General features: G+C 68.0%; 26 protein-coding genes and 1 pseudogene. 11 read left to right on the top strand and 16 right to left on the bottom strand.

Annotation, left to right across the window (positions count from 1 at the left end):
• Positions 1–7 precede the first annotated feature (7 nt).
• From AVAK2825_RS02945 to sctC, 9 genes are all read right to left on the bottom strand, one after another.
• Positions 8–391, bottom strand: coding sequence for a type III secretion protein (locus AVAK2825_RS02945; RefSeq protein WP_272565623.1), 384 nt, complete (start codon positions 389–391; stop codon positions 8–10).
• 27 nt (positions 392–418) lie between these two features.
• Entirely contained in the window at positions 419–895 is a 477-nt protein-coding gene (locus AVAK2825_RS02940) for an HrpB1 family type III secretion system apparatus protein (RefSeq protein ID WP_284394235.1), read from the bottom strand.
• 226 nt (positions 896–1121) lie between these two features.
• Positions 1122–1322 carry a hypothetical protein gene (locus AVAK2825_RS02935; RefSeq protein ID WP_284394234.1) on the bottom strand — a complete coding sequence of 67 codons (201 nt, stop codon included), beginning with the start codon at positions 1320–1322 and terminating at the stop codon, positions 1122–1124.
• 76 nt (positions 1323–1398) lie between these two features.
• Complete coding sequence (locus AVAK2825_RS02930; RefSeq protein WP_284394233.1) at positions 1399–1602, bottom strand: hypothetical protein; 204 nt, start codon at positions 1600–1602, stop codon at positions 1399–1401.
• Positions 1603–1684: 82 nt separating this feature from the next.
• A complete protein-coding gene (locus AVAK2825_RS02925) occupies positions 1685–1888 on the bottom strand; it encodes a hypothetical protein (RefSeq protein WP_284394232.1) in 204 nt (67 codons plus the stop codon).
• 109 nt (positions 1889–1997) lie between these two features.
• Positions 1998–2423 (bottom strand): hypothetical protein, encoded by a 426-nt coding sequence (locus tag AVAK2825_RS02920; RefSeq protein ID WP_284394230.1) that lies wholly within the window; start codon positions 2421–2423, stop codon positions 1998–2000.
• An 18-nt stretch (positions 2424–2441) separates the two neighbouring features.
• Positions 2442–2705, bottom strand: coding sequence for a hypothetical protein (locus AVAK2825_RS02915; RefSeq protein ID WP_272565616.1), 264 nt, complete (start codon positions 2703–2705; stop codon positions 2442–2444).
• A 26-nt stretch (positions 2706–2731) separates the two neighbouring features.
• A complete protein-coding gene (locus AVAK2825_RS02910) occupies positions 2732–3724 on the bottom strand; it encodes a secretion protein (protein WP_284394229.1) in 993 nt (330 codons plus the stop codon).
• Positions 3721–5649, bottom strand: coding sequence for a type III secretion system outer membrane ring subunit SctC (gene sctC / locus AVAK2825_RS02905; RefSeq protein ID WP_284394228.1), 1929 nt, complete (start codon positions 5647–5649; stop codon positions 3721–3723). The genes AVAK2825_RS02910 and sctC overlap by 4 nt, the downstream gene beginning before the upstream one ends.
• A gap of 347 nt (positions 5650–5996) precedes the next feature.
• Here sctC and AVAK2825_RS02900 point away from each other — a divergent pair, with 347 nt between their 5' ends.
• The gene (locus AVAK2825_RS02900) at positions 5997–7511 is read left to right on the top strand and encodes a methyltransferase regulatory domain-containing protein (RefSeq protein WP_284394227.1); all 1515 of its coding nucleotides are present in this window, start codon (positions 5997–5999) and stop codon (positions 7509–7511) included.
• Positions 7511–8221: a lytic transglycosylase domain-containing protein gene (locus AVAK2825_RS02895; protein WP_284394226.1), complete on the top strand. Its 711-nt coding sequence runs from the start codon at positions 7511–7513 to the stop codon at positions 8219–8221. The genes AVAK2825_RS02900 and AVAK2825_RS02895 overlap by 1 nt, the downstream gene beginning before the upstream one ends.
• A gap of 139 nt (positions 8222–8360) precedes the next feature.
• Here AVAK2825_RS02895 and AVAK2825_RS02890 read toward each other — a convergent pair whose 3' ends face one another.
• The 5 genes from AVAK2825_RS02890 to AVAK2825_RS02870 form a co-directional block, all read right to left on the bottom strand.
• Positions 8361–11063 carry a hypothetical protein gene (locus AVAK2825_RS02890; protein WP_284394225.1) on the bottom strand — a complete coding sequence of 901 codons (2703 nt, stop codon included), beginning with the start codon at positions 11061–11063 and terminating at the stop codon, positions 8361–8363.
• 223 nt (positions 11064–11286) lie between these two features.
• Positions 11287–12063 (bottom strand): hypothetical protein, encoded by a 777-nt coding sequence (locus tag AVAK2825_RS02885; protein WP_272565604.1) that lies wholly within the window; start codon positions 12061–12063, stop codon positions 11287–11289.
• Positions 12045–12557: a GNAT family N-acetyltransferase gene (locus AVAK2825_RS02880; protein WP_284394224.1), complete on the bottom strand. Its 513-nt coding sequence runs from the start codon at positions 12555–12557 to the stop codon at positions 12045–12047. Before AVAK2825_RS02880 ends, AVAK2825_RS02885 begins: the two co-directional genes overlap by 19 nt.
• A gap of 10 nt (positions 12558–12567) precedes the next feature.
• Complete coding sequence (locus AVAK2825_RS02875) at positions 12568–12948, bottom strand: HrpB1 family type III secretion system apparatus protein (RefSeq protein ID WP_272565598.1); 381 nt, start codon at positions 12946–12948, stop codon at positions 12568–12570.
• Positions 12949–12989: 41 nt separating this feature from the next.
• The gene (locus AVAK2825_RS02870; RefSeq protein WP_284394223.1) at positions 12990–14588 is read right to left on the bottom strand and encodes a hypothetical protein; all 1599 of its coding nucleotides are present in this window, start codon (positions 14586–14588) and stop codon (positions 12990–12992) included.
• 527 nt (positions 14589–15115) lie between these two features.
• On the opposite strand from AVAK2825_RS02870, the gene AVAK2825_RS02865 reads away from it, so the two are divergent.
• From AVAK2825_RS02865 to AVAK2825_RS02835, 7 genes and pseudogenes are all read left to right on the top strand, one after another.
• On the top strand, positions 15116–15685 hold the full coding sequence (locus AVAK2825_RS02865; RefSeq protein ID WP_284394222.1) for an aminodeoxychorismate/anthranilate synthase component II: 570 nt from the start codon (positions 15116–15118) through the stop codon (positions 15683–15685).
• On the top strand, positions 15682–16347 hold the full coding sequence (locus AVAK2825_RS02860) for a LysE family translocator (RefSeq protein WP_284394220.1): 666 nt from the start codon (positions 15682–15684) through the stop codon (positions 16345–16347). The genes AVAK2825_RS02865 and AVAK2825_RS02860 overlap by 4 nt, the downstream gene beginning before the upstream one ends.
• A gap of 20 nt (positions 16348–16367) precedes the next feature.
• The gene (gene trpD, locus AVAK2825_RS02855; RefSeq protein WP_284394214.1) at positions 16368–17399 is read left to right on the top strand and encodes an anthranilate phosphoribosyltransferase; all 1032 of its coding nucleotides are present in this window, start codon (positions 16368–16370) and stop codon (positions 17397–17399) included.
• Between the two features lie 182 nt (positions 17400–17581).
• A complete protein-coding gene (locus AVAK2825_RS02850) occupies positions 17582–18196 on the top strand; it encodes a hypothetical protein (protein ID WP_284394210.1) in 615 nt (204 codons plus the stop codon).
• Between the two features lie 29 nt (positions 18197–18225).
• Positions 18226–19026, top strand: a complete 801-nt coding sequence (gene trpC / locus AVAK2825_RS02845) for an indole-3-glycerol phosphate synthase TrpC (protein ID WP_284394208.1) — start codon at positions 18226–18228, stop codon at positions 19024–19026.
• Between the two features lie 67 nt (positions 19027–19093).
• Entirely contained in the window at positions 19094–19813 is a 720-nt protein-coding gene (locus AVAK2825_RS02840) for a uracil-DNA glycosylase (protein WP_284394206.1), read from the top strand.
• A gap of 222 nt (positions 19814–20035) precedes the next feature.
• Positions 20036–20485: pseudogene (locus tag AVAK2825_RS02835) on the top strand (T3SS effector XopP-like protein); the annotation flags it as partial.
• A 109-nt stretch (positions 20486–20594) separates the two neighbouring features.
• Here the strand turns inward: AVAK2825_RS02835 and AVAK2825_RS02830 are convergent.
• Positions 20595–21503, bottom strand: a complete 909-nt coding sequence (locus tag AVAK2825_RS02830) for a LysR family transcriptional regulator (RefSeq protein ID WP_284394199.1) — start codon at positions 21501–21503, stop codon at positions 20595–20597.
• 172 nt (positions 21504–21675) lie between these two features.
• Between AVAK2825_RS02830 and AVAK2825_RS02825 the strand changes: the two genes are divergently transcribed.
• Together AVAK2825_RS02825 and AVAK2825_RS02820 are read left to right on the top strand one after the other, a co-directional pair.
• Positions 21676–22659, top strand: coding sequence for a Bug family tripartite tricarboxylate transporter substrate binding protein (locus AVAK2825_RS02825; protein ID WP_284394196.1), 984 nt, complete (start codon positions 21676–21678; stop codon positions 22657–22659).
• 40 nt (positions 22660–22699) lie between these two features.
• Positions 22700–24319, top strand: a complete 1620-nt coding sequence (locus tag AVAK2825_RS02820; RefSeq protein ID WP_284394194.1) for a gamma-glutamyltransferase family protein — start codon at positions 22700–22702, stop codon at positions 24317–24319.
• Positions 24320–24393: 74 nt separating this feature from the next.
• Here AVAK2825_RS02820 and AVAK2825_RS02815 read toward each other — a convergent pair whose 3' ends face one another.
• Positions 24394–25305, bottom strand: a complete 912-nt coding sequence (locus tag AVAK2825_RS02815; RefSeq protein WP_284394192.1) for a DMT family transporter — start codon at positions 25303–25305, stop codon at positions 24394–24396.
• Position 25306: the final 1 nt, after the last annotated feature.

Raw genomic sequence — 25306 nt, 5'->3', positions numbered from 1 at the left:
AAGGGGGTTATTGGTTGCGCATGAGCGTCTGCAGGCCGGTCTTGGCGGTTTGCGCAAGGCTGCTCATCGCCTGGACCTGGAAGTGGGTGCCGGCGAACTGGTACATCAGAGTGACCTGGTACGCCGTCAGGTCCACCCCGGGCGGCTGCTGGATCGCGGCCTGCATGAGCGCCGCCGTGTCCTGGATTTCCTTGCGGATGGACTCGTCCTGATTGATCAGCATCTTGCCCAGCGTGGACGGGCTCTCGGTCTCCACGGAGGACAGCGGGGGCGCGTCCTTCATCATGCGGGCGAATTTTTCCGCGACGGCGCTCATGTTCATCGAGGGGCTGGACGCCTGATCGACGATGAGGGAACTGGATGCCGCGCCAATGCTGCCGATGGGGTCCATGGTGGATTCTCCGGAAATGAAGGGGTGTCAGGCGCGCATGAACATGAAAGGCATCTGGAACGCGGAAACGCTGGCGGCCTCGGCGGGCTTGGGTGCCTCGGTGGTTTCCTGGAACGTGCCTGCGGCCCGGGCCCGGTTGATGACCAGGCCGCTGACCAGTTCGAGTGCGTCCGGGCCGGCGTTGCCTTGCTCCAGCTCGTTCAGCGTCATCTCCCAGCCGCGATCGCCCAGCATGTATTGGCAGTTGGCGATCATGGCTTTCGCGGAACCCCACTGTTCCGGGTGGTTCTCCAGGGTGCGCACGAGCTGGATGCATTCGCGGTAGGCCCCGCGCCGGAAGGAAATCCAGCCGTCGATCATGTCCAGCTCCGCCACTTTGGGGCGCACCGTGCGGATTCCGGCAAGGATGTCCGACGCCTCGTCGTTCATGCCCTGGGCGATGGTCCGGTAGACCAGTTTGATCAGCGCGGTAACGAATTCCTTGCGCTCAAATTTCGGGTTCATAAAAACACTCCTGTTTCTTCTGCATAGACGGCCTGGGCTCGCGTACAGCCCTGCGCCGGCGTCGGTTGATGGTCCGCCTCGGCGCTCACCAGTACGACGTACGAAGCGCAAGCCAGAAGGGTCACGATCGTGGTGATGAAAGGTGGCATGGCCTGCGGCGGCTGCGGACAGGCTTGCAATCCATGCGCGGGGGGAACGCCTTGGATCCAAAGAGGATCCGATCGCTTCATCCCGCAGCCTGCGCAAGCTTGTCCGTCATGCTCTTGGAGCTTTTCTGGAACGCGTCGGCCATGTTGGAGATGACGGAGTTGCGGCCTTGCTTCTCGCTCAGCTTGGCTTGCAGTTCCGTCATGGCGTTCTGGTTGTCCTGCTGCTGCTGCATGCGGGCCATCAGGGCCTTGGTGTCGCCATCTGCTTTGTTGACCATGGGGGCTCTCCTGTGAGGGAAAAAGTAAAAGGCTGTGCTGCGCCATGAGCGGTGCGGCCCATGGCGCGATGCAGCATCAGCCCGCGCCTTGCGCTTGCTTGTCCGACAGGGCCTTGGAGTTCTTCTGGAACGCATCGGCCATGTTGGAGATGACGGCGTTCTTACCTTGCTGCTCGCTCAGCTCGGCTTGCAGTGCCGTCATGGCGTTCTGGTTGTCCTGCTGTTGTTGCATGCGGCCCATCAGTGCACGGGTATCGCCATCTGCTTTGCTCGTCGACATGATTGAATTCCTTTAAAAGTTGAACGTTGGAAAAGAGAAGGTGCAGCACCATGAGCGTTGGCGCCCATGGCGCGATGCCGCTTTAGCCCGCGCCTTGCGCTTGCTTGTCCGACAGGGCCTTGGAGTTCTTTTGGAACGCATCGGCCATGTTGGAGACGACAGCGTTCTTACCTTGCTGTTCGCTCAGTTCGGCTTGCAGTGCCGTCATCGCGTTCTGGTTGTTCTGCTGCTGCTGCATGCGGCCCATCAGGGCTTTCGTATCGCCGTCTGCTTTGCTCGTGGACATGTTTGGATTCCCAGGTGAAGTGCGGAACATTCCGCGTTGCTGAAGGCCACACCGCGCGGCCCCCATTCGTTGAGGCATGCCGGCCGGATGCCGCCATGCCAATTTCGGTTCAGTGGAGGGAGACCCCCCGGCCTTGCTGGCCCACGTACTTCAGCACCCCGAAGGCGGCTTCGCGCACCTCCTGGTCTGCGTGGGTGGCCAGCACGTTGTCGATCCAGTAGCGCCAGCCCCGGTCGCCGCCAAAGAGCATCGCGACGGCCATGGCGATCTTGTTCTCGCCGTTCTGAGGTTCTTCCTCGATGCGCGCTGCGAGGGCCTCCCGTGCTTCGCCCAGTTGGCCGGCCATCGCCATGGCAACGGTGCGGTACAGCGAGTAGCCGTGGGCATCTTCGAGCGTCATCTCGACGGTGGAGTGGATGGTTTGCGCGTCTTCGCCCACCCGGTAGATCGTGCCCAGCAAGCCCACGGTCATGAGGTTGCGGTAGATCACCGGATATGCGCTCTTGGCCGCGGTGGGTGCTTCGAGGACCAGCATGGAGGGGCTCCTTGTGTCTCAGACGGCCAGGGTGGTGCCGTGCAGGGTTTCCCAGATCCGCTGGATCACGCGCTGCGACGCGTAGAACGCCTGGATCAGCTGCGTGACGAGCTGGCGCTCGGCGTCCACCTGGGTGGACTTCAGCATGGCGCTGCTCTCATCCGCGATCTCCGCGAAGTAGCGGATCATGGCCCGCGCACGGTCGCCACTCTTGTCCTCGGTGAGCGCCTGGTCCAGGTTGGCGAGGTCGCTGAAGATGATGGATTCGTTGGAAGCAGTCATGGTGTTGGCGTTCGTTGGGTGAAGGGTTAACGGGAAACCGACCAGTCGTTGGCGGCCAGGCTCTCTGCATTCGGCGGCGAGAGGTGCTTCACGCCGTCGCGTGTCTGTACGTACTGCAGGTCCCCGGTGTTCATCAGCGCGCTCATGCGCTTGACGCCTGCAGGGGGCAGTTCTGCTGCGCTCACGTCGATCCGCTTGACCAGCGGTGCCAGGTCGGACGCGATGCGCGTGGCGCTGTCCTTGAGCGCCGACAGGTTCTGCGTGTCGCCGGTGACGTTGAAGCGCCCTTCACCCAGGTGGTGGACACGGAGTCCCGGGCGTGCAATCGCGTCGGCGATGCTTTGCTCCACCTCGGTGCTCGTCGCATAGGCGTGCACGATGCGTTCCGACTTGAAGGGCGCCAGCAGCTGGCGTACCGTGTCGGCATCCGAGGCTTCGGCCAGCAGGCCGCGCACGATGACGCCATCCGCCTGGGCAATCACCTCCAGTCCGGAGACCGGGGCCGTCGCCAGGGCGCGCTGAACCCGCACCAGGAGCGGCTCCTTGGGCGCCGCCTCACGGGCGACGGAGTCGGTGGCGGGGCGATCCTTCTTGGAGGGGCTCAACGGCGCGACGGCCGCGCTCAGCGCCGCGGTCATGAGCGCGGTTCCCACCACCGCCGAAAGGACCACCGGCGACACCTTGCGGCGTTGGGGAACGACCACGGGGATCTGGCTGAGACGGGCGATCAGATCGACGCTGGCGGGCCAGGTGGCGTTGCCGGGGCCGGTACACAGCACGATGTCACCCATGCGATGGGGCGTGAAGTCCTCCATGGGGAGCCATGCCGGTGCAGAGCCTTGTGGCGACAGCGCGAACTGAATCATTCCGTCCTCTCCCGCTTCGATCAACATCGCATCCGAAGTCCAGTCGGTGAGCTGGATATCTGCTGCGTCTTCCGCGCTGATCAGGTAGCGCGTTGAAGTCAAATTTATCTGTGCGCCGGCATGCTGGCCGGTCAGTATGCGAAGCTGCTTCATGGCTTGCGAACCTCGTTCAAAAAGGCGACAGGGGCGGCGGGCGAACCGTTGTTGAGAAGGCGCGGCGTGATGAGGAAAAGCCGCTCGGTGCGCTGCGTCTGGCGCTCGTTGTTGCGAAATGCCCCGCCCACGAGCGGCAGCTTGGAAAGCCCGGGAACGGCGTTGTTCTGGGATTGCTCCGACTCCACGGTGATGCCCCCGATGAGCAGGCTCTCGCCCTCGCGCACATGGGCTTCGGTGCGGATCTCGGTTTTCTTCACGATGGGGATCTGGTCCACCACGTTCGTCTCGAACGCTCCGTCTTCGATGTAGAGCGTGAGCTTGATGTTGTTGCTGCCGTCCATGCGGGTGACCTGCGGCGTCATCTCCAGCAGCGTGCCGGCCTCGATCTGGAACAGGTTGGCTTCCAGGTTGCCGGCCACACGCACCGTTGCCACGCGTTTTTCGCGCATGACGGCGGTCCGGTTGGCGACGCCCATGACGGAGGGCTTGGACAGGACGCGGGCCTTGCCCTCGCCCTGCAGGGCGTTCACGCGGGCCAGCAGATGGCGGCCCGCGTCGGCGACGATCGTGCCCAGCGCCGCGGCAGGCATGAGGCTGTTGGACAGGTTCATGCTGATGTTGGTGTCGCTCCCCCGCAAGGTCCAGTTCACGCCCAGCGCATCCACGCTATCGGAGTTGACCTCGATGATGGTGGCCTCCAGTTCGACCAGCTGGGGCTTTTGGTCGAGCCGGCGGATCAGGGTCTCGAACTCCGCCATGCGGTCGGCGCGACCGAAAACCACGACCGAGTTCGTGCCCTCGTCGGCCTCGAAGCGCGGCTGGTTGTCTTCTTCGGGGTTCTTCGCAGGGGGCGTCAGCGGCCGCAGATCCGACGCCGGTGTGCTGGCGTCCTGGTTGGTGGCGCGCGGAAGCGGGGGCAGGAACTGGTTGGCCGAAGGCAGGGGGATGTACGCCCCGAGCTTCTTGCGCGTGTTGTCGGTGTCCTTGTCCATCATCCGCACCAGGGGGGCGATGCTGGCGCCTTCCTTTTCGCGCTCGCCGTAGAGCTTGCGCAGCATGGAGGCGACCCCCGGCACGGTGGTGTTGCCCACGGCCCGGTCGCCTGCCGAGGCGAACTGGAGCGAGAAGACGCGCGCCGTACGGGCGTTGTTGTCGGTCACACCCGCGTCGAGTGCTTCGAGGGCCGAACTCACCAGTTCCAGGTGCCGGGGCGGGCCGGACGCATACAGCGTGCTGCTGGCCTCGTTGAACCGGATGGGGTAGCGCTTGTCGCCCAGGTCGAACGACTGCAGCAGCTCCGCCACCTGTTCCCGGTTGAAACCCTTGAGGCGGAACATGCGGCTTTGCATGGAGCGGCCCGGATAGAAGTACAGCGCCGACCCATCGTGGTACCACAACAGGTTGTAGGCACGGGAGACGCTGTCGAGGAATTCGCGCGGCTTGAGATCGAAGTTGGCGTTGACCACGCCGTCCACCCCGTCGGCCACGATGGCTGGGGTGCCGCGGCTGGCGGCGAAGTCCTGCAGCACGTCCGCAATCCGCTTGTTTTCCGCCCGGTAGACGAATCGGCCCTTCTCCCAGGCCGCCGGTTCGATGGCGCTGGGTGGCAAGGGCAGGGCTTGCGCGGCGGACAGCGATGTGGCCCGGGCCGATGGCATCGTGACGGGCCGGGTGGCCACGGCGGCATCGCCCTGGGTGCGGTCCGCCGCCGGAACGGCGAAAGGGTTGGCGGAGGCGGAAATGCTGGAGAGGCTGCCCAACTGGTGGGACATCTTCATGTAGCCCATGGAGGGCTGTGCGAGAGCGGACCCGGTGAGAGACAGGGCGAGCAGCACGGCGGCGAGGGTGTCGCGCTGAACGGCTCCCATGCCGCAGGCCGAGGGGGCGGATGGCTTGCGAGGGATGGGGGCGGTGGACTTCAACGCAGTACTCCGGTTCGTTGTCTGGCAAACGAAGAGTAGGTGGGGGCCACCGCCGTCGCGGCACCGCAGGCGAAGACACGGCCCGCGGCGCGAAGGCCATGATTTCGGTGGTTCAGGGCCCGTCGCCAGGGTTGTCACGAAGGGCACCGGTAGGGGTGTCGGTAAGCCCGGCACGGGGCGGGCAGGGTGCGACATGGCGCCTCTGCTTCGCCTTTCCGGCCATCGTTTCGACTGTTGGACCGGCCTGGCCGCGCGTTGCGGCTGCAATGGGCGCAGCCGTTGGTGCCTTTCGCGAAAAGCGAAGGTGCACACGCCCTGTCACCGTCCCAACGCTCAGAGGAAGACCGATGAAATCACCCCAGCCCGCCGTGCTCGACGTGCGCAGCGAACCCTATACCCGCGGTTACTACCGCGCCCTCTCGCCCGCGCAGATGAGCGTGGCCCTGGAGTCCCGCGGCGTGTGCGGCCCCGACCTGTCGGCCCCCCTGAACTGCTTCGAGCTGGGCATGGGGTTCGGCCTGCCGCTGGTGGCGCATGCGGCCTGCTTTCCGCACATGCGCTTTTACGGCAACGACTTCAACCCCCATCACGTCGCCTATGCCAACGAACTGGCCCGGGACGCGGGCCTGTCGAACGTGGAAGTGTTCGAAGACGCCTTCGAGACCTTGCTCGATCGTGACCTGCCCCCCATGGACATCATCTCCATGCACGGTGTGTACTCCTGGATCTCGCCGTCGCTGCGCAAGGTGGTGATGCGTTTCATCGCCGAGCGGCTGCGTCCGGGAGGCGTCGTGTTCGTGAGCCACAACGCACTGCCCGGTTGGGCCGCGCAGATGCCGTTGCGCGAACTGGTGAACCTGCATGGGTTGCGCCAGGTTCCGGTCAGCGCAACGCCGATCGAGCGGTTGTCGCAAACGCTGGATTTCCTCGACGATTTCGCCAAGGTGAACCCCGCCTATTTCTCCGACGACCTCTCGGTGCAGGCGCGCCTGTACGGGCTGCGGCGGCTCGATCCGCACTACGCTGCGCATGAGTATTTCAATCCCGACTGGCACCCCATGCACTTTCACCAGGTCGCCGCCGAGATGGCCGAGGCGGGGCTGGAGTTCGCAGCGCCCGCGGTGCTGTCCCAGCAGGTGGATGCGGCCATCCTGCCCCCGGCCACGCGGGAGTTGCTGCGGGGGGTCGATGACCCGGTGCTGCGGGAGACCCTGCGCGACTTCGCGGTGAACCGGTCCTTCCGCTGGGATCTGTACACCCGGGGCGCTCCCCAGGCCAGCGCGCAGCAGCATGCGCAGTTCCGCCTGGACAGGCCCTGGATCCTGGCCACCGCGCGCAGCGAAACCCGCGAGAGCCCGTTGTCCGATGGCGCCGCCGACCATGTGGACGGCGCCACCGCCCTGCGCCTGCTGGACGCGCTGGCAGAAGGCCCCGCCACCGCCCGCGAATTGGCCCGCCGGCCCGAGCTGGCATCGCTGGGCGCGGATTTCATCGTCGATGCCTTGATGCTGCTGGAAAACGAAGCCCAAGTGCATCCCGCGTTGCCCGTGGCACTGCGTGAGAGCGCTCGGGAATCGGTGCAGCGCTTCAACAAGGCGGTCATGCAGCGGCCGGACGACGATGGACTGCATTACCTGTCCTGCGCCGCCAGCGGCCAGGCCATGGGCTGGTCGCCGCTCGCCATGGCGCAGATCCGTGCCGCCTGCCAGGGCGCGCAGACCGCGGACGAAATGGTCCAGGCGATGCGGGCCCGGTTCGAAGGCGAGGGCGAGGGCCAGATGCCGGCCGAACGCCTGGCGCACAGCGCCCGCTGCTTCTTTGCCAGCCGTGCCCCGGTGCTGCGCCACCTGGGCCTGTTGTGATGGTGCGCTGGCAGCGCCATGCGCTGGTGGCAGCGGCGGCGCTGCAGGCGTGTGGCGCCAACGCACTCATCGCCTACGACTGCTGGGTGAAGGGGCCGGAGTCCGATCCGGTGCGCGTGGCGTTCGACATTGCCAAGCGTTATCCGGCGATCGTGGGGCAATGCCGGGCGGTCGAGCTGCCCGACCCTCCGGACGATCCCGCGGCCAGCGCGGCCGCCGTGGCAAGCGTGCGCGTGATCCGGGCCCCACGCACCGCCGGTGCCGCGCCGTCCGGCGCGGTCTGGCCCACGGCGATGGTGACGCCCCGTTGGCGCCATGAAGCGCTGTGGCCTGTGATCGAGTCGGCCGCCACCCGCCATTCCATCGACCCCCACCTGGTCCAGGCCGTGATCGAGGTGGAGTCGGCCTACGCGCCCAACGCCCGATCGCCCAAGGGCGCGCTGGGCCTGATGCAACTGATGCCGGCCACGGCTGCGCGCTTTGGCGCGCCGTCCTCCGCCGACCTGTTCACGCCCGCCGTCAATGTCGAGACCGGGGTGCGCTATCTGCGCTTTCTGGCCGACAAGTTCAGTGGCCAGACCGAGCTGGTCCTGGCCGCCTACAACGCGGGCGAGGGGGCGGTCGTGCGGCACGGCTACAAGATTCCCCCTTTTCGCGAGACGCAGGATTACGTGCGCAAGGTGCTGGACAGGTATCCCGCCACCCGCTGATTTTCCTGATTTCCCCGAGGGCCGCGACATGATCGCCGGCCCTTTTTTTCGTTCGCTCGGCAGCGGCGGGCAAGAAAAAAGGACGATGGCCTGGGGCATTGCCCAGGCCACCGTCCCCATTGCGTCTTCGAAGGATCGATCAGGCCTTGACGGAGACCTGGACGCTCACGCTCACCCGCATTTCGATCTGCACCACGCGCTGCTGCTCACGGGACTGAAGGCCCTGAAGCACCTGGGCCAGCAACTGGAGAATGCCGGCGCTCGAAGCCGGCGTGCTACCCACGCCAGGCACTTCGCCGCGCGCGGCGGCCAGCAGATTGCCGACACCCGATCTGCCGTCGGCGCCAGGTACATCGTGGGTCTCGATGGCCTTGTAGGTGTCGGGGTTCTGGAGCATGAACTTCGCGGCTGCGGCGACTTGGGGCGATGCCGTGCCGCTCTCGGCCAGCTGGTAGAGGCGGCCCGGCGTCATGTCCTTGCCGCCGAAAGCCTTCGCCAGCAGTCCGGCGTGGCAACCCAGCATGTGGTCGGCCAGGATGCGTGCGGCGCCTTGGCCGTCCAGCTGCGATGGCTGCACGGGCCGGGTGGGCCGCGAAGCGCCGTTGGACTGCGCGGTTCCCTGGCCCGTGAGCAACTGCAGGAGTTGCAGCAGCGCATCGAGCACGGAGCGGCTCGCGCCTGCGGTGCGTTGCGCCGCGCCGCCTTCGACGCCAGGGATCTCGCCTCGCGCGGCCGCCAGCAGGTTGCCCAGGCCGGACTTGCCGTCGGCCCCGGCCACGTCGTGCGTCTCGATGGCACGGTAGATGTCGGGGTTCTTGAGCATGAACTTCGCGGCGTCGGCGATCTCGCCTTGGCCCTGGCTCAGCTGGTAGAGGCGGTCCGGCGTCATCGTGCCACCTTGCTGCTGCAGCAGATCGGCCAGGGTGTGCGCAGCGCTCTGTCCATCCAGTGGCGGCTGGGTGTTCGAGGTGGCCTTGAGCAGCTGCAGCAGCAGTTGCAACAGCGGCAGGAGAGCTTGTGCCGAGCCGCCGGCCCGGCCCTGCACACCGGGGATCTCGCCGCGGGCGGCGGCCAGCAGGTTGCCCAGGCCGGACTTGCCGTCGGCACCGGCCACGTCGCGCGTCTCGATCGCGCGGTAGGTGTCGGGGTGCTGGAGCATGTACTTCGCGGCTTCGGCCACCTGGCCCTGTCCCTGGCTCAGCTGGTACAGGCGGTCCGGGGTCATGGGCTGGGTCTTGGGCAGAAAGCGCTTGCCGAAGAGATGGAGCGCGCCACCGGCTTCCTGCACCATGTGGTCGGCGAGGATGCGTGCCGCGCTCTGGCCGTCCAGGGGCGGGTTCGGCTCTGCATGGGCCTTCAGCAGCTTCAACAGTTGCTGCAGCAGTTCTTGCAGGCTGTCCAGGGAGTCCGTTGCGCCCTTCACGGCAGGGATCTCGCCGCGGGCGGCGGCCAGCAGGTTGCCCAGGCCGGACTTGCCGTCGGCACCGGCCACGTCGCGCGTTTCGATCGCGCGGTAGGTGTCGGGGTGCTGGAGCATGTACTTCGCGGCTTCGGCTACCTTGCCCTGTCCCTGGCTCAACTGGTACAGGCGGTCCGGGGTCATGGGCTGGGTCTTGGGCAGAAAGCGCTTGCCGAAGAGATGGAGCGCACCACCGGCTTCCTGCACCATGTGGTCGGCGAGGACGCGCGCCGCGCTCTGGCCGTTCATCGGCTGGGCCTGCGTCGGCTGCGGCTGACCGGTCGGGCCCTGGAGCTGCGCCAGCAATTGCCGCAGCAGTTGCAGGACGTTGCCCAAGGCGCTGGAGGCCTGGCCGCCCACGCCGGGGACCTCGCCCCGCGCGGCCGCCAGCAGGTTTCCGACGCCGGATTTGCCGTCCGCGCCAGGCACGTCATGGGTTTCGATGGCGCGGTAGACATCGGGGTTCTGGAGCATGAATTTCGCGGCCGCCGCCACCTCGGGAGAGGCCTTGCCCCCCTCGGCCAGTTGATAGAGCCGTTCGGGTGTCATCGCCTGGGGCTTGAACAGGCGTGCCAGCGGCGAGGCGTTCCCCTGGAGCATGTGATCCGCCAGGATGCGGGAGGCATCCTGCGCGTCCATGGGCGGCTCGGCAGGGGCGGACCGTTGCTGGGCGCGGGGCGCCACCGGCGCCACACGGTCCTGGTCGGCCAGGGGCTGCAGCGTGGAGCCGCCGGCGGGTCGGGGCGACGAAAGCCCCGAAAGGGCTCCCTGGGCGGCCGCCTCGAAGTCGTCCGATTCCGACAGGCCGTCGGCGGCGCCCCCGTCGTTCGTCTCGATCTGGCGATAGGACTCGGGGTTCTGCAGCATGAACTTCGCCGCCGCCGAGACGGTGGGCGAGGTGTCGCTGTTGGGCCGCTTGGCCAGTTGGAAAAGCGTGTTGGGGTCGATGGACGGCACATGGTTCTGGCGCATGAAGGCCGCGATGGCGCCGGAGGCGGCCTGCTCGTTCATGGGCACCGCGCTCTCTGGCGCACTGTCCTGCAGTTGCGCGTCGTAGCCGCCACGCGCCGCGAAGTCGAAACTGGAGACGTCCGCGGTACCGTCACCGCCCGATGGGTCCAGCAGCGCGTAGATGTCCGGATGGGTCAGCATGAAATTCGCCGCTTCCGAGACGTCCTCGGGCGTTTGGCCGGAGGTGTTGCGGGCCAGCCCGTAGAGCCCATTCGGCGTCTGCGTGTCGATGCCGTTCTGGTGCATGTATTTCGCCAGGGCCGCTGCGGCCTCCTTGGTCTGCGCGGCCGTGTTGCCCGCCGTTTTGCCGGGCTGGGCGCGCCCGATGCTGATGCTGAGAGAGGCTGTGTAGCCGTTGACCGTGGTGTTCATGGACGCTGCTTTCGGTGGGCAGCGGAGGCGGCGGTTTCCGGCCACGCTCCCTGCCAGGGTGGAGAAAGGTGTCTCGGGATTCGAGACGGAATGGATGGGCAAACGCTGTTCTTCGCGACCCTCAAAATCCACCGTGGGACAGCGGTACCGCGTGGATCGGGTGCGGCCTGCAGCAGCCTGCCCTGGGGCCCGGAACCCTGCGGTGGGTGCCGGGCCACGGGGGTCAGGCGGGCAGGGCCTGGTCGCGAAACGGCAGCGCCGCATCGGTGAGCAGCCACTGGATCAGATGGGCCGGGCTCAGATGCTCGGCCAATGCGATGGCCTGCGCCGACAGCTGGACCTTCGTGTCGCCCAGTCCTTGCTGCACCAATGCGCGCGCGGCTTCGAGCACCAGGGGCTTGGCCGCCTCGATCGTGCCCGCGGGGTCGCCGGCGTCCACCAGCCGGCGGCGCGCATGCACCGGCACCTCGGCCAGCCGCACGAGCGAGGCGATCAGTGCCGCCGAAGGGGCCATGCCTCCGGGGTGAAAGCCTTTCTGGGCATCGACCAGCAGCCATTCGCGCTCTTCGTCGATGCACGCGATCGCGTCGCCGCAGGCGGGGTGCGCGGCCGGGCCCGACAGGCCGCTGGGAGCGCTCAGGCGCTCGAAGTCCGCGCTGTTGGCGTGCACCTGCGAAAGCCGGTTGTCCGAGAACAGGCGAAGGGTGCGGTTCAATTCGCGCCCCTCCTGGCCTGCCAGCGCTTCCAGCCGCACCAGCAGGCCCTGCACGGCCATGTGCCGCTGCGTCAAAGCGCTTTCGCAACCGGGCAGCAACAGGTTGCTGGACACCCAGAGCCCGGAAGAGCGGGGAAACCCGTCGTCCAGAAGAATGGGCGGCTGGACCATGGACACGAGCCGCAGGCGAACGCCCGCGCCGTCATGGGGAACGATCCGGTGCGCGCCGGCGCCCCAAGCCTGGGGCGGCTGCCGCTCGGCGGCGCTCATTGAGGGTGAAGGCATGGCGATGCTCCGAAGAAGGCGGGGCCCGTCGCACGCGCGGCCGGCGCGCCGTTGCGGTGGGGGCGCGGGTACTCGGTCTTGCGCAGGCCGCCCTGCGGCGTGATGCGGTAGATGATGTCGTCGCCGCGGGCCTCGATCCGCTGCCAGCCATGGCGCTCCATGAAGCGCAGGCAGCGGTGGTTGTCGTTCTCCACCGCGACCAGAATGTCGGCTTTCAGCGAAAACAGCCACTGCAGTGCCGGCTTGAGCAGCAGGGCCCAGAGGCCGTGGTAGCGCGGCAGCACCGCGATGTGGGCCTGTTCTCCATCGAACAGGATGCCGCCGATCGGCGCGCCATCGGACTCGAATCCGATGGACGGGCATTCGGCGTAGAACGCGGCGAAGGCGTCGCGTGTGACCGTCTGCGTGTAGTCCTGGGCGCAGCCCGCCGCGTAGCGGGCTGAATCCGCGTCGTAGAACACGCCCAGGTCGGCCTGGGGAGTGAGCTTCAGCATGGCGGCGGTCCTATGCGAGATCGCCAGCGATCTCGGGTTCCAGCTGGAGCAGCTCGCGCATGGATTTGCGCACGTGCTCGTCGCCGCTTTCCAGGCAGCTTTGCGCGTGGTAGTGCCAGGTGGGATCGCCCAGGATGTTCAGGCACAGGGCCTTGAGTTCCGGGGCGGTGTCCTCGCCCAGCGTGTTCAGGTACTGAAGGGCCTCCTGCGTGTAGCCCCGCTGGATCGCGATGAGCACCGGAAAGATCAGGTACTCCTCGGTGTCCGGGCTGAGCGCATTCAGCTCCTCCAGCATGGTTTCCGCTTCGTCCAGCTGGTTCTCGCGGATGGCGTTGACCAGGGAGACGGCCAAGGCGGCGATGGGATCTTCGTGAACATTGGAGTCGTCCATGGTCATTGCCTTTCAAAAGAAGTGAGGAAGAAGCGTCCGCGTCAGGCGCGGATGTGCATGTGCATGTCGATCGAAACGCGGGGTTCGTTCGCGCTGGCGGGCAGCTGTGGCAGCTGCGGCAACTGCGGCAGGCCCTTGCCGAGGGACAGGCCGGCGGCCACGCCCTGGTTGGCGGTGTCGATCACCGACTGCATCACGCCGCTGATCACGTCCTTCACCACGGACTGGATGCGGTCCTGGATGCCGGCACGCAGGTCCGAGCCCAGCTGGCTGCCCACGCCGCCCGCGCTCGGCGACGATGCGCCGCCCGTCGGTTGCAGGCCCTGCAGGCCCTTGGCCATGACCTGGTCGACGATGCCCTGGATGGCCTGGTCCGCCACGCCGAGCAGCTTTTCCTGGATGGAGTTCTGCAGGCCTTGCTTGAGGTCCGAGGCCACTTGGCGGCTGCCCGACTTCAGGCCTGTCGCATTGCGGGGGCTGCTCACGTTGGACAGCGTGTCCTCGAGCACGCCCTGGCCGAGCGCTGCCAGCGCGCTGTTCTGGTCGAGCCCCAGCTTGGGCAGCAGCGTGTACAGGGCGGCTTGCACCGCGGCCTGGATGGCCATGTCGACGGCGTTGTGCACGGAGTTCTGCACCGATTCCTTGACGGCCTCGCGGCGGGTCTGCGGCGGCACTTCGTCCGGGCCCTGTGCATGGCGCGAGCCATCCGTGCCACGGCGGCCGCGGGTCTGCACGGCCGTGCTGGCGGCGTCCTGCAATGCACCGCCGACCAGGTTCGTGCCGGTGCCGACCGCGTTCGAGTCGTTGTTGGGGTCCAGCGTCTGCTGCAGGCTGAGCATCAGCTTGTCGATGGTGCTCTGGACGACCGTATCGACCGCATCGCGGGCCGCGGTTTCGGCGGCATCGCGCGCGCCCTGGCGGAAGCCCGTCGGGGACATGCCGGACAGGTCGTCCCCGTTCTGGCGCAGGCCGGTCGAGCGGGTGTCGGGCAGGTCGTTGGCGCCCTTGCGGATGCTCTCGCCATCGGCGAAACGGCCCGCGCGCGAGGAACTCAGGCCGCCGCTGGTGGCTGCACTGATCGTGTCCACGGCCAGGCCACCCAGCAGCGATGTGCCGTTGGGGTCCAGCACCTTGGACGCGGCCTTGGTGACCTCCTGCGTGGCCAGGTCGATGGTGGAGTCCACCGCCAGGCGCGCCACGTTCTTGGCGATGCCGCCAGGCCCGAAATTGGAGGCGGTTTCCATGGCGCCCAGCGCCAGGTCCTTGATGCCGTTCAGGGCTTGGGACAGGTTGCCTTTGGCAATGCCCTTGGCCAGGCCCACGGCGCCCTTCTTGATGCTGGTGAGGCCACCCTCGACGCTGTCCACGGCGGTGTCGACCACCTTCTGGGCGACGCTCTGCACCTTCTTGAGCACCTTGTCGAGCGCCCCGTCCAGTAAGGTATTGGCCGCCAATGCGGCCGGCGTGAGGTTGATGGCGCCGCGGGCGATGTCTCCGCCCGCCTCTCCCAGCTTCTTGAGACCGGCCGCCGCCCCTTTCAGATCGAGCGTGACCAGGCCTTTGGCGATTTGCCCTACGCCCTGAACGGCTTTTTCAATGCCCTTCGCGATTGACTTGAACGCGTTTTTTATCGCACCCATGGATTGACCCCTTGCAGTTGATGAAGAAATGCACTGGACGGCAATCTGCCTTTTCGGAACGGAAAGGGGGCGGTTGCAGGACCCAACGCGGAGGTTCCGACTTTCCGCGTGGCAAGCGTATGTAAACGCTTTGTATGCGATGCGGATTGCGGCCATGCGAAGTGCGGCGGGCACCGGCGTGGCGTGTGAGCGCGGCGCGCCGGAGGGCTCGTTGAGGGAGGCTGAGGGGCTGCGCAGGGGCCGGCGCCCCGCGAATCCGTCCTTTGCACGGCGGGGCGGGCAGGCAGGTGATAATCGCCGCCATGCCTCATCCGCGTCCTTGCCTGGCGGCACCCTTCCCCCTTCGTTGGCGCAAGCCTGCGAACTGACACCCCTGGTGCGCCCGCGCGGGCGCGCATCCCAAAAAAGTCTCCCCCCGCTGCCTCGGCAGCCGCGGACTCGCCCGGACCGGGCTGCGCCGTGTGACGGGGGTGCATTTCCCAACGGGGGCCGGGCCCGGCACCCCAAGCATTCAAGAGGTCAAAGCCATGCTGCTGATGGTCGACAACTACGACAGCTTCACCTACAACATCGTCCAGTACTTCGGAGAGCTGGGTGCCGAGGTCGAGGTGTACCGCAACGACGAGATCACGCTGGAGGGCATCGCCGCACGGGCGCCCGACCGGCTCGTCATCTCCCCCGGGCCGTGCTCGCCGGCAGAAGCCGGCATCTCGGTGGCCGCCATCCACCACTTCGCCGGCAAGCTGCCCATCCTGGGCGTGTGCCTGGGCCACCAAGCCATCGGGGCCGCATTCGGCGGGACCATCGTGCGGGCCCAGGAACTGATGCACGGCAAGACCAGCGTGATCACCACCACCCAACAAGGCGTGTTCGCCGGCCTGCCCGAGCAGTTCACCGTGAACCGCTACCACTCGCTGTCCATCGAGCGGGCCACCTGCCCGGACGTGCTGGAGGTGACCGCCTGGACCGACGACGGCGAGATCATGGGCGTGCGCCACAAGACGCTGGACATCGAAGGCGTGCAGTTCCACCCGGAAAGCATCCTCACCGAGCACGGCCACGCCATGCTGCGCAACTTCCTGCAGGCGCGGCCATGATCGAGACGCACCAACTGCTCCTGTTCATCGCTGCCGGATGGCTGCTCAACCTCACGCCCGGGCCGGACGTGCTCTACATCGTCACGAACGCGCTGAAATCCGGCGTGCGCGCCGGGCTCGTCGCGGGCTTCGGGATCACGGCCGGGTGCTTCGTGCACATCGCCGCGGCGGCCGTGGGCGTGGGGGCGTTGCTGGCCGCGTCGGCCACGGCCTTCACGGCGCTCAAATGGGTGGGGGCCGCCTACCTGCTGTGGATGGGCGTTCGCATGCTGTGGGCCAAGGCCCCTGCCGACGCGGCCGGTGGCGCCGATCTGGCCGCCGCGCGCGCCGCGCCCTCGGCGCCAGCTTCGCTGAAGAAGGTGTTCCTGGGCGGGTTCTGGACCAGCGTGCTCAACCCCAAGGTGGCCATCTTCTTTCTGGCCTTCGTGCCCCAGTTCATCGCGCCGGGCACCGAGAACAAGGCCTGGGCCTTCGTGCTGCTGGGCGTGCTGTTCAACATCAACGCCATTCCGGTCAACGCCGGCTGGGCGCTGGCGGCGGCCTGGATGGCCCGCCGCCAGGGTGCGATCCAGCGAGGCATGCATTGGCTGGACCGCGTGGCCGGTGCGATGTTCATCGGTTTCGGCATCCGGCTTGCGCTCTCCGAGCGTCCCGGCGCCTGAGCTTCATTCGAGGAAACGGAATGTCCATTACCCCCCAGGAAGCGCTGCAGCGCACCATCGAGCACCGCGAAATCTTCCACGACGAGATGCTGCACCTGATGCGCCTCATCATGCGCGGCGAACTGTCGCCCGTGATGACGGCGGCCATCGTGACCGGCCTGCGCGTCAAGAAGGAAACCATCGGCGAGATCGCCGCCGCCGCGCAGGTCATGCGCGAGTTCTCCAACAAGGTCCACGTGCCGGACACCACGCACATGGTGGACATCGTGGGCACGGGCGGCGATGGCGCCAACACCTTCAACATCTCCACCTGCGCGATGTTCGTGGCCGCCGCTGCCGGCGCCAAGACCGCCAAGCACGGCGGGCGCGGTGTCTCCAGCAAGAGCGGCAGCGCCGACGTGATGGAATCGCTGGGCGTGCACATCAACCTGCCGCCCGAGGCCATCGCGCGCTGCATCGCCGAGGTCGGCATCGGCTTCATGTTCGCGCCCAACCACCACCCCGCCATGAAGAACGTGGCGCCGGTGCGCAAGGAAATGGGCGTGCGCACCCTGTTCAACATCCTCGGGCCGCTCACCAACCCGGCGGGCGCGCCCAACATCCTCATGGGGGTGTTCCACCCCGACCTGGTGGGCATCCAGGTGCGCGCGCTGCAGCGCCTGGGCGCCGAGCACGCCGTGGTGGTCTATGGCCGCGACGGCATGGACGAGGTCAGCCTGGGCGCAGCCACGCTGGTGGGCGAGCTGAAAAAGGGCGAGATCACCGAATACGAAATCCACCCCGAAGACTTCGGCCTGGCCATGGCCAGCAACCGGACCCTGAAGGTGGACACCCCCGAGCAGTCGCGCGAGGTGCTGCTGGGCGTGCTGCGCGGCCAGCCCGGCCCGGCCCAGGACATCGTCTGCCTGAATGCCGGCGCGGCGCTGTATGCCGCCAATGTGGCCGACTCGATCGCGGACGGCATCGTCCGCGCCCGCGCCGCCATTGCCAGCGGCGCCGCCCTTGCCAAGCTGGAGCAACTCGTCGCGCGCACCCATGCGCTGGCGGCCTGAGGCATTGCCCCCCATGTTGTGGTGCTGCCGCGCCAACTTCGGCGCCCTCGGCCTCCCGAGGTCGATGCCGCGCTTTGTCGCGGCATTCCCGAAGACCGCAGCCCACCGGGCGTGGCCGAGGCGCTCGCCTGCGCTTTGCTCGGCGCGCTGATGCGCACGGGTCGATGCAACTTCGCCATGCCATGACGCAGGACCTCACGAAGCCGCCTCGGGTGGAGCATGGCCCGCTCCACAGCGTCGAAGCACTGGCGTTGGCCCTGCCGCGAGTGCAGCGCTTGTTGTTGCCCGAGGCCCTGAACCCGCCGCGCGGCCCATGGGCGTATGCCGCCATGCTGGGCCCTGTTGCGCTGTTTCTGGGCTGGAAGGCCATGCAGGTTCCCGGTCTGGACGCGCCACCGATTTCCTGGGGGGTGGCGGTAGTCACCGGCGTGCTGGCTGCTGCAGCCATCTGGGCACTGGCTCGCCAGGAGCGTCGGTGGCGCGGCTGGTGTGTGGACTTCGAACAGTTGCGCATCATGGCGGTGGGGCAGGGCCATCAGCTTCCCATCGTTTTGAATGCCACGGAGCACAGCCTGGGCTGCTACGTCGGAAGCAGCGCCGCGCACGGCACCTGCTTTGTGCTGGAGTTGCGCCATGTGCGGCGCGGCCCGGTGGCGCAACTGACCTCTGTTACGTTTTCTGCCGTGCGCCAGGCGGCCTGGAATCAACAATTGCAACAGCTGGATCGTTGCGTTGACATGCTGGCCGAGCGCCTTCACATTCGTCGCTCTGGCGAGCCGCTGCGCCCGATGCGCTGACCCTATTTTCCATTCCCTGATTGCCTTCCATGTCCGACATCCTGAACAAGATCATTGCCGTCAAGCGCGAAGAAATCGCGGCGGCGCAAAAGAAAGCGCCCCTGGCCGCCATTCGTGCGGACGCGGAAAGCCGCGTGCTCACGCGCGACTTCGAAGGGGCGCTGCGCGCAAAAATAGCCAAGGGCCAGGCGGCGGTGATCGCCGAGGTCAAGAAGGCCAGCCCGTCCAAAGGCGTGCTGCGCGCGGATTTCATTCCCGCCGACATCGCCCAGAGCTATGCCGAGGGCGACGGCAAGGTGAGTGCGGCGTGCCTGTCGGTGCTGACCGACCGGCAGTTCTTCCAGGGCCAGCCCGACTACCTGAAGCAGGCGCGCGCCAGCTGCCAGCTGCCCGTGCTGCGCAAGGATTTCATGGTGGACGCCTACCAGATCTATGAATCGCGGGCCATGGGCGCCGATGCCATCCTGCTGATCGCGGCCTGCCTGGACGATGCGCAGATGGCCGATTTCGAGGCCATCGCCCGCAGCCTGGACATGGCGGTGCTGGTGGAGGTGCACGACGGCGCCGAATTGGACCGGGCGCTGCGCCTGAAAACGCCGCTGGTGGGCATCAACAACCGCAACCTGCGCACGTTCGATGTGTCGCTCTCGACCACCCTGGCACTGCAAAAGAACGTGCCGGCCGACCGCCTGCTGGTGACCGAGTCGGGCATTCTCTCGCCCGCCGACGTGCGGCAGATGCGCGATGCGGGCGTGAACGCCTTTCTGGTCGGCGAGGCCTTCATGCGGGCGCCGGAGCCCGGCGAGGCCTTGGCCAAGCTGTTTGCCTGACATTGGATTGCTATTAAATTAATAGCGATATGCCATAGATTTTATTGCGCTGAAGGCTGTTTTGAGCATGAATGATTCCGTGGCGCCGTCGACCCAACTGCACAGCGCCGACCCTGCCGACTGGCCCGTGGCGCCCGGATGGCAGCCCCTGGTGGATGCCTTTTTCGCCGGCGCGCGGGGGCAGGCGCTGCTGGCGTTCCTGAAGGCGCGGCTGGCGGATGGCGCCGCCATCTTCCCGCCCCGGCCGCTGCGCGCGCTGGAGCTGACCCCGCCCGATCAGGTGCGCGTGGTCATCCTGGGGCAGGACCCGTACCACGGCCGCGGGCAGGCCGAGGGCCTGGCGTTTTCGGTGGCGCCCGGCGTGCAGCTGCCGCCTTCGCTGCGCAACATCTTCAAGGAGATGCAGCGCGACCTGGGTACCCCTTTTCCCGCCTGGCCCGAGCCGGGCGGCAGCCTCGCCAAGTGGGCCAAAAATGGCGTGCTGCTGCTCAACACCTGCCTCACGGTGGAAGAGGGCCAGGCCGCCAGCCATTCCGGCAAGGGCTGGGAGGAACTGACCGACGCGGTGATCCGCCATGTGGCCGAAGGCGATCGGCCGGTGGTGTTCATGCTGTGGGGCTCGCACGCCCAGTCCAAGCGCATGTGGATTCCGGGCGACCGGGGCCACCTGGTGCTCACGGCCAACCACCCTTCGCCGCTGTCCGCGCTGCGCCCGCCGGTGCCGTTCATCGGCTGCGGGCATTTCGGGAAAGCGCGGGAGTTTCGCCAGCAGCACGCCGAGAAGTAGCCACGGCGTGAGGGCTGGGCTGGCCCCCACGCTTTGCAAAGGGGGCATCGGCTGCCGCGGCTTCGAAGCCCGGCTTGTCGGTGGCGCAGCAGGTCTGCATCGAACTGGCGCAAGCACGCGTCCACCCATTCCGCAAGCCGCCAGCGGCGCCGTCCGGAGCGCGCTTCGACTTCTTCGCCCTGGCGGCGTCGATGATGCAGGACACGAAGGACCCAGCGTGCTGCACAGGTGCAGACCTTGCACGACCAGGTCAGTGCGTTCGAGATCGATCTCGTGAAGCAATACGCGCTGCCGAGGGCAAACCATGTGTCGATGCTGCTGAACTCCGGCGAGGCCGTGCCGGACGGGGCGGTCCGCAAGCTGCCGTCCGACGGCGATCCGGATGGCGACCACGGCACGCTGTTCGAGGTGTGCCTTGCGGTGAAGCCTTTGTCGGACGGGCAGCCGGCAGCGCCGCTCTACGTGCACTTTCATTCCAAGAGCGTGGCAGGGACCGATGCCATCGCCAGCATTTCTCCCGATCAACTGGCCGCAGTGCATGTCAAGACAGCGGATCAGCGAGCGTTCGGTCCCAAATGGGAAGCCCTCAATGCCGCCCTGCTGGGGCCGGTGCACCGTGGCGCACTGACGGACCAGGTGCTGATGGATCTGCAAAAGCGCCTCCAGGGCTGATCTTTGCAGCCCGTTCGCACCGCATCCGAGGGGCAGGCCCCAGGTCTGGTCACCCAGCGCACATCGCACGGCAGAGCCTCTGATCCCGCACGCCTGGTGCCGCAGCCCGTCACAGCCCCGGCAACTCTTGCTTCAACCGCTCCAGAAAGGCCTGCGCAGCCACGGGCAGCGCGCGGCCGGCGAGGGTCTGCACTTCGATGTCGCGCAGGTCCATGCCCGGGTCGCCGAGGGGCCGTGCCACGATGGCGCCTGCGGCCACGGCATGGCGTGTGGCGATTTCGCTCGACACCGACACGCCGCCGCCATGCGCCACGAACTCCAGCACGGTGCGGGCGTGGTTGCTGACCAGCACGGGCTCCAGTTGCAGTCCCTGGCGGCTGCAGGCCATGTCGATCATCTGGCGCACGATGGTTTCCTGGGGCGGCAGCACGAGCGGGAACCGGGCCATCTGCGCCAGGCTGACGCGGCTGGCGCCGGCCAGCGGGTGCCCGGGCGGCAGCATGGCCAGCACGGGCGCGCTCTGGCGGTGGGCCACCTGGATGCCGGGCTGCGGCGCGCGGCTGAAGCACAGGCCGATGTCGGCCACGCCCGTGCGCACGGCCTCCGGCACCTGCGCGGTGGGCAGCGCCGTCACCGTGAAGCGGATGCCCGCATGCTCGCGCTGGAACGCCACGCACAGCCGGGGCACCAGTTCGTTGGCGAACACATCCGAGGTGGCCAGACGCACCTGACCCGCACGCAGCCCGAGCAGCGCGCCGATCTCGCCCAGCGCGCGCTCGGCGTCCAGCCCGGTGCGCCGCGCATGCGTGGCGAGGATCTCGCCGGCCGCCGTCAGCACCATGCCGCGCGGGTGCCGCTCGAACAGCGGCGTGCCCAGCTGCGCCTCCAGCCCCGCGATCTGGCGGCTCAGGGCCGATGCGGCCACGTGCAGCCGGGCGGAGGCTTCGGTCAGCGATCCGCATTGCGCCACTTCGAGGAAGTAGCGCAGGGCGGTGTCTTGCAGCAGGTGGGCTCGCATGGCGGAGAAGGGCGCGAAGGGCTTTGAAGGGGCTCAGGGGTTTGCTCGGGAAGGTGCAAAGTATCGAGTGCTTTGCCGTTGCGGCAAAGGTCTTTGCCGAATTGCTGTTGGTCAGCGGGCGCACCGGTTCCTAAGATGGCCCCTTTTGCCGCGTGCCCGATCGGAGTGCCCCATGCGATTCGTGAATTTCACCCGTTGCCTGCTCGTTGCGTTGTCGCTCGCCGCGACGGCCGGCGGGGTCTGTGCGCAGGCCTGGCCCAGCCACCCCGTGCGCGTGATCGTGCCGTTTCCGGCCAGCGGGGCCACCGATCTGGTGGCGCGCGTGGTCACGCAGCGCGTGTCGCAGGACCTGGGCCAGCAGATGGTGGTGGACAACCGGCCCGGCGCGGGCGGCACCATCGGCGCGGCCGAGGCCGCCAAGGCCCCGGCCGACGGCTACACACTGCTGCTCACCACCAGCAGCACGCATGCGATCTCGCCCCACCTCATGCCGCGCCTGGCCTATGACCCGCGCAAGGACTTCACGCCCGTGGCCCACGTGGCGGACGCCGCCAGCGTGCTGCTGGTCACGCCCTCGCTGCCCGTCAAATCGGTGGCGGACCTGATCGCCTACGCCAAGGCGCACCCCGGCCAGCTCAACTACGCCAGCAGCGGCAACGGCACCATCGTGCACCTCAATGCCGCGGCCTTCAGCGCGCAGGCCGGCATCGAGATGACGCACGTGCCCTACAAGGGCACGGCCCAGTCGATCGCCGACCTGGCGACGGGCCAGGTGCATGTGCTGTTCGACTCGATTCCCACCGGCATGCCCCACGTGAAGAGCGGCCGCCTGCGGGCCCTGGCCGTGACCAGCCAGCAGCGCAGCGCGCTCGCGCCCGAGCTGCCCACGCTGGCGGAGTCCGGCCTGCCCGGCTATTCGTCGGTGACCTGGTTCGGCGTGTACGCGCCGGCCGGTGCGCCGCCCGCGCTGGTGGAGCGCATCCACCAGGCCTTCGCCAAGGCCATGCAGGCCCCGGACGTCATCGCCAGCCTGGCCAATCTGGGCGTGGAGCCGGCCCGGCCCAGCACGGCCGCGCAGTTCGCCGCCATGGTGCAGGCCGACAGCGCACGCTGGGCCGCCGTGATCCGCGAGCGCAAGATCACCCTGGAACAATGAGCCCGCCCCGAGCGCCTTTCCCAACCCAAGGAGACAAGACATGACCCAAGCGCCCCCACCGAACGCCACCGCCCTCGACTGGGGCCAGCCCTACGCCTCGCAGCGCAGCCCCGTCATGGGCCGCAACATCGTTTCCGCCTCTCAGCCCCTGGCCGCCCAGGCCGGGCTGCGCATGCTGATGGCCGGCGGCAACGCGGTGGATGCGGCCATTGCCACGGCCATGGCGCTGACGGTGGTGGAACCCACGGGCTGCGGCATCGGCAGCGATGGCTTCGCCATCGTGTGGGATGGCAAGGAACTGCACGGCCTCAATGCCTCGGGCCGCTCGCCGGCGGCCTGGACGCCCGAGTACTTCGCCCAGCGCGGCGGCATTCCCGAATCCGGCTGGAACGCCGTGACCGTGCCCGGCGCGGTCTCGGCCTGGGTCGCGCTGTCGAAGCGGCTGGGCAAGCTGCCGTTCGCGCAACTGGCGCAGCCCGCCATCGAATACGCGCGCGGCGGCTTTCCCGTCTCGCCCATCATCGCCACGCAGTGGGCGCTGGGGGCGGACCGGCTGGGTGCGCAGCCGGGTTTCGCGGAGTGCTTCATGCCCGGCGGGCGGGCGCCGCGCGCGGGCGAGATCTTCCGCAGCGAAGCGCATGCCCGCACGCTGGAGCTGATCGCCGACACCAGCGGCGAGGCCTTCTACCGCGGCACGCTGGCCCGCCAGATGGCCGCCCACGCGCAGGCGAATGGCGGCGCGATGACCGAGGACGATCTCGCCTCGCACCAGGCCGACTGGGTGGGCACGGTGAGCCAGCCGTTCGGCGATGCGGTCGTCCATGAAATCCCGCCCAACGGCCAGGGCATCGCCGCGCTGATCGCGCTGGGGCTGCTCGACGCCGTGGGCATCGGCACGCGCCCCGTGGACGACGTGGAGACGGTGCATGCCAGCATCGAGGCCATGAAGCTCGCGCTGGCCGACCTGTACGAGCACAACGCCGACATCGACGCGATGCGCGTGGCGCCGCGCGACCTGCTGGACCCGGCCTACCTGCGCGAGCGTGCCCTGCGCATCGACCCGGCGCGCGCCGGCGATCCCGGCCATGGCGCGCCGCGCCGCGGCGGCACGGTGTACCTGGCGGCCGCCGATGCCTCGGGAATGATGGTGTCGTTCATCCAGTCCAACTACATGGGCTTCGGATCGGGCGTGGTGGTGCCGGGCACCGGCATCAGCCTGCAGAACCGGGGCCACGGCTTCAGCCTGGTGCCGGGCCATGCCAACGAGGTGGGCCCGCGCAAGCGCCCCTCGCACACCATCATTCCGGCGTTCGCCATGCATGCCGACGGCACGCCGCGCATGGCCTTCGGCGTCATGGGTGGCCCCATGCAGTCGCAGGGCCACGTGCAGATGGCGCTGCGCGTGCTGCGCTACGGCCAGAACCCGCAGGCCGCCGCCGATGCGCCGCGCTGGCGCGTCACCGGCGGCCGGGGCGTGGCCGTGGAGCCGGGTTTCGATCCCGCCGTGCTGGCCGAACTGCGCGCGCGCGGCCACGAGGTCACCGTGGAGTCGGGCCACGGCGTATTCGCCTTCGGCGGCGCCCAGCTCGTGCTGCGCGAGGGCGGCATCTACATCGCGGGCTCGGACCCGCGCAAGGACGGGCATGCCGCGGCGTTTTGATTTGCTATTAAATAAATAGCATCCAGGGCAATAAGCACTAGGGCAACGGCCACGAAACCCTTTCAACCGGCGTTTCAGCGCGTCTCGCGCACCGTGAGCCAGGCGCTGGCCGCCCCGCTGAGCACGATGGCCGCGATGCCGGCCAGCGACCAGGCGTCCGGCACATGGCGGAACAGCAGCCAGCCGGCGAGCATCGCGAAGCCGATCTGGCTGTAGAGGAACGGCGCGATGGTCACAGGGGTGGTGCGCGCATAGGCCTTGAGCAGCAGCATGTGCCCCACGGCGCTCGACAGGCCCATGGCGAACATGCCGACCCACAGCCACGGGTCCGCGATGGCGGTCCAGGCGAACGGCACGCCCACCGACACCAGCGCCGCGGCCAGCCAGCCGGTGTAGAGCTGCGTGGTGGCGGGGCTCTCGTGCCCTGCCATCTTGCTGCTGATGACCTGGTAGCCCGTGCCGGTGGCCAGCAGGCACAGCGGCCAGAGCATGGCCCAGGTGAACGCCTCGCCCCCCGGGCGGATGATGGCCAGCGTGCCCGCCAGCCCCAGGACCACCAGCGCCCAGCGCGGCGCGCTCACCCGCTGGTGCAGCCACAGCGCCGCCACCACCGTCACGCACAGCGGCGTGGCCGCCACGATGGCGGTGAACTCGGCCAGCGGCAGGTGCTGGATGCTGATGAAACCGAAGAGGCTCGTGGCGGCGAACAGCACCGCGCGCAGCGCCTGGAACCGCGGCTGCGTGGTGCGCAGCACGGCCACGCCTTCGCGCTGCAGCACGAACACCGTGGTCAGCAGCGCCTGGAACAGGTAGCGCAGCCACAGCGCCATGAAGAGCGGCACGGTGGCGCTGACCCATTTGGTGGTGGCGTCCAGCACCGCGAAGCACGCGCAGGCGCCCACGGTGAGGCCGATGCCCGCTACCGCGGCGCCGCGGCTGCGCAGGGCGTGCAGCGGTGGGGGCGGCGTCTCGGAGCGGTTCGTCACG

It is taken from the genome of Acidovorax sp. SUPP2825, from assembly GCF_030158995.1.
In the GTDB taxonomy this organism is placed as follows: Bacteria; Pseudomonadota; Gammaproteobacteria; order Burkholderiales; family Burkholderiaceae_C; genus Paracidovorax.
The sequence above is the reverse complement of the archived record's forward strand: the minus strand, read 5'-3'. Positions and strand labels throughout refer to the sequence as shown.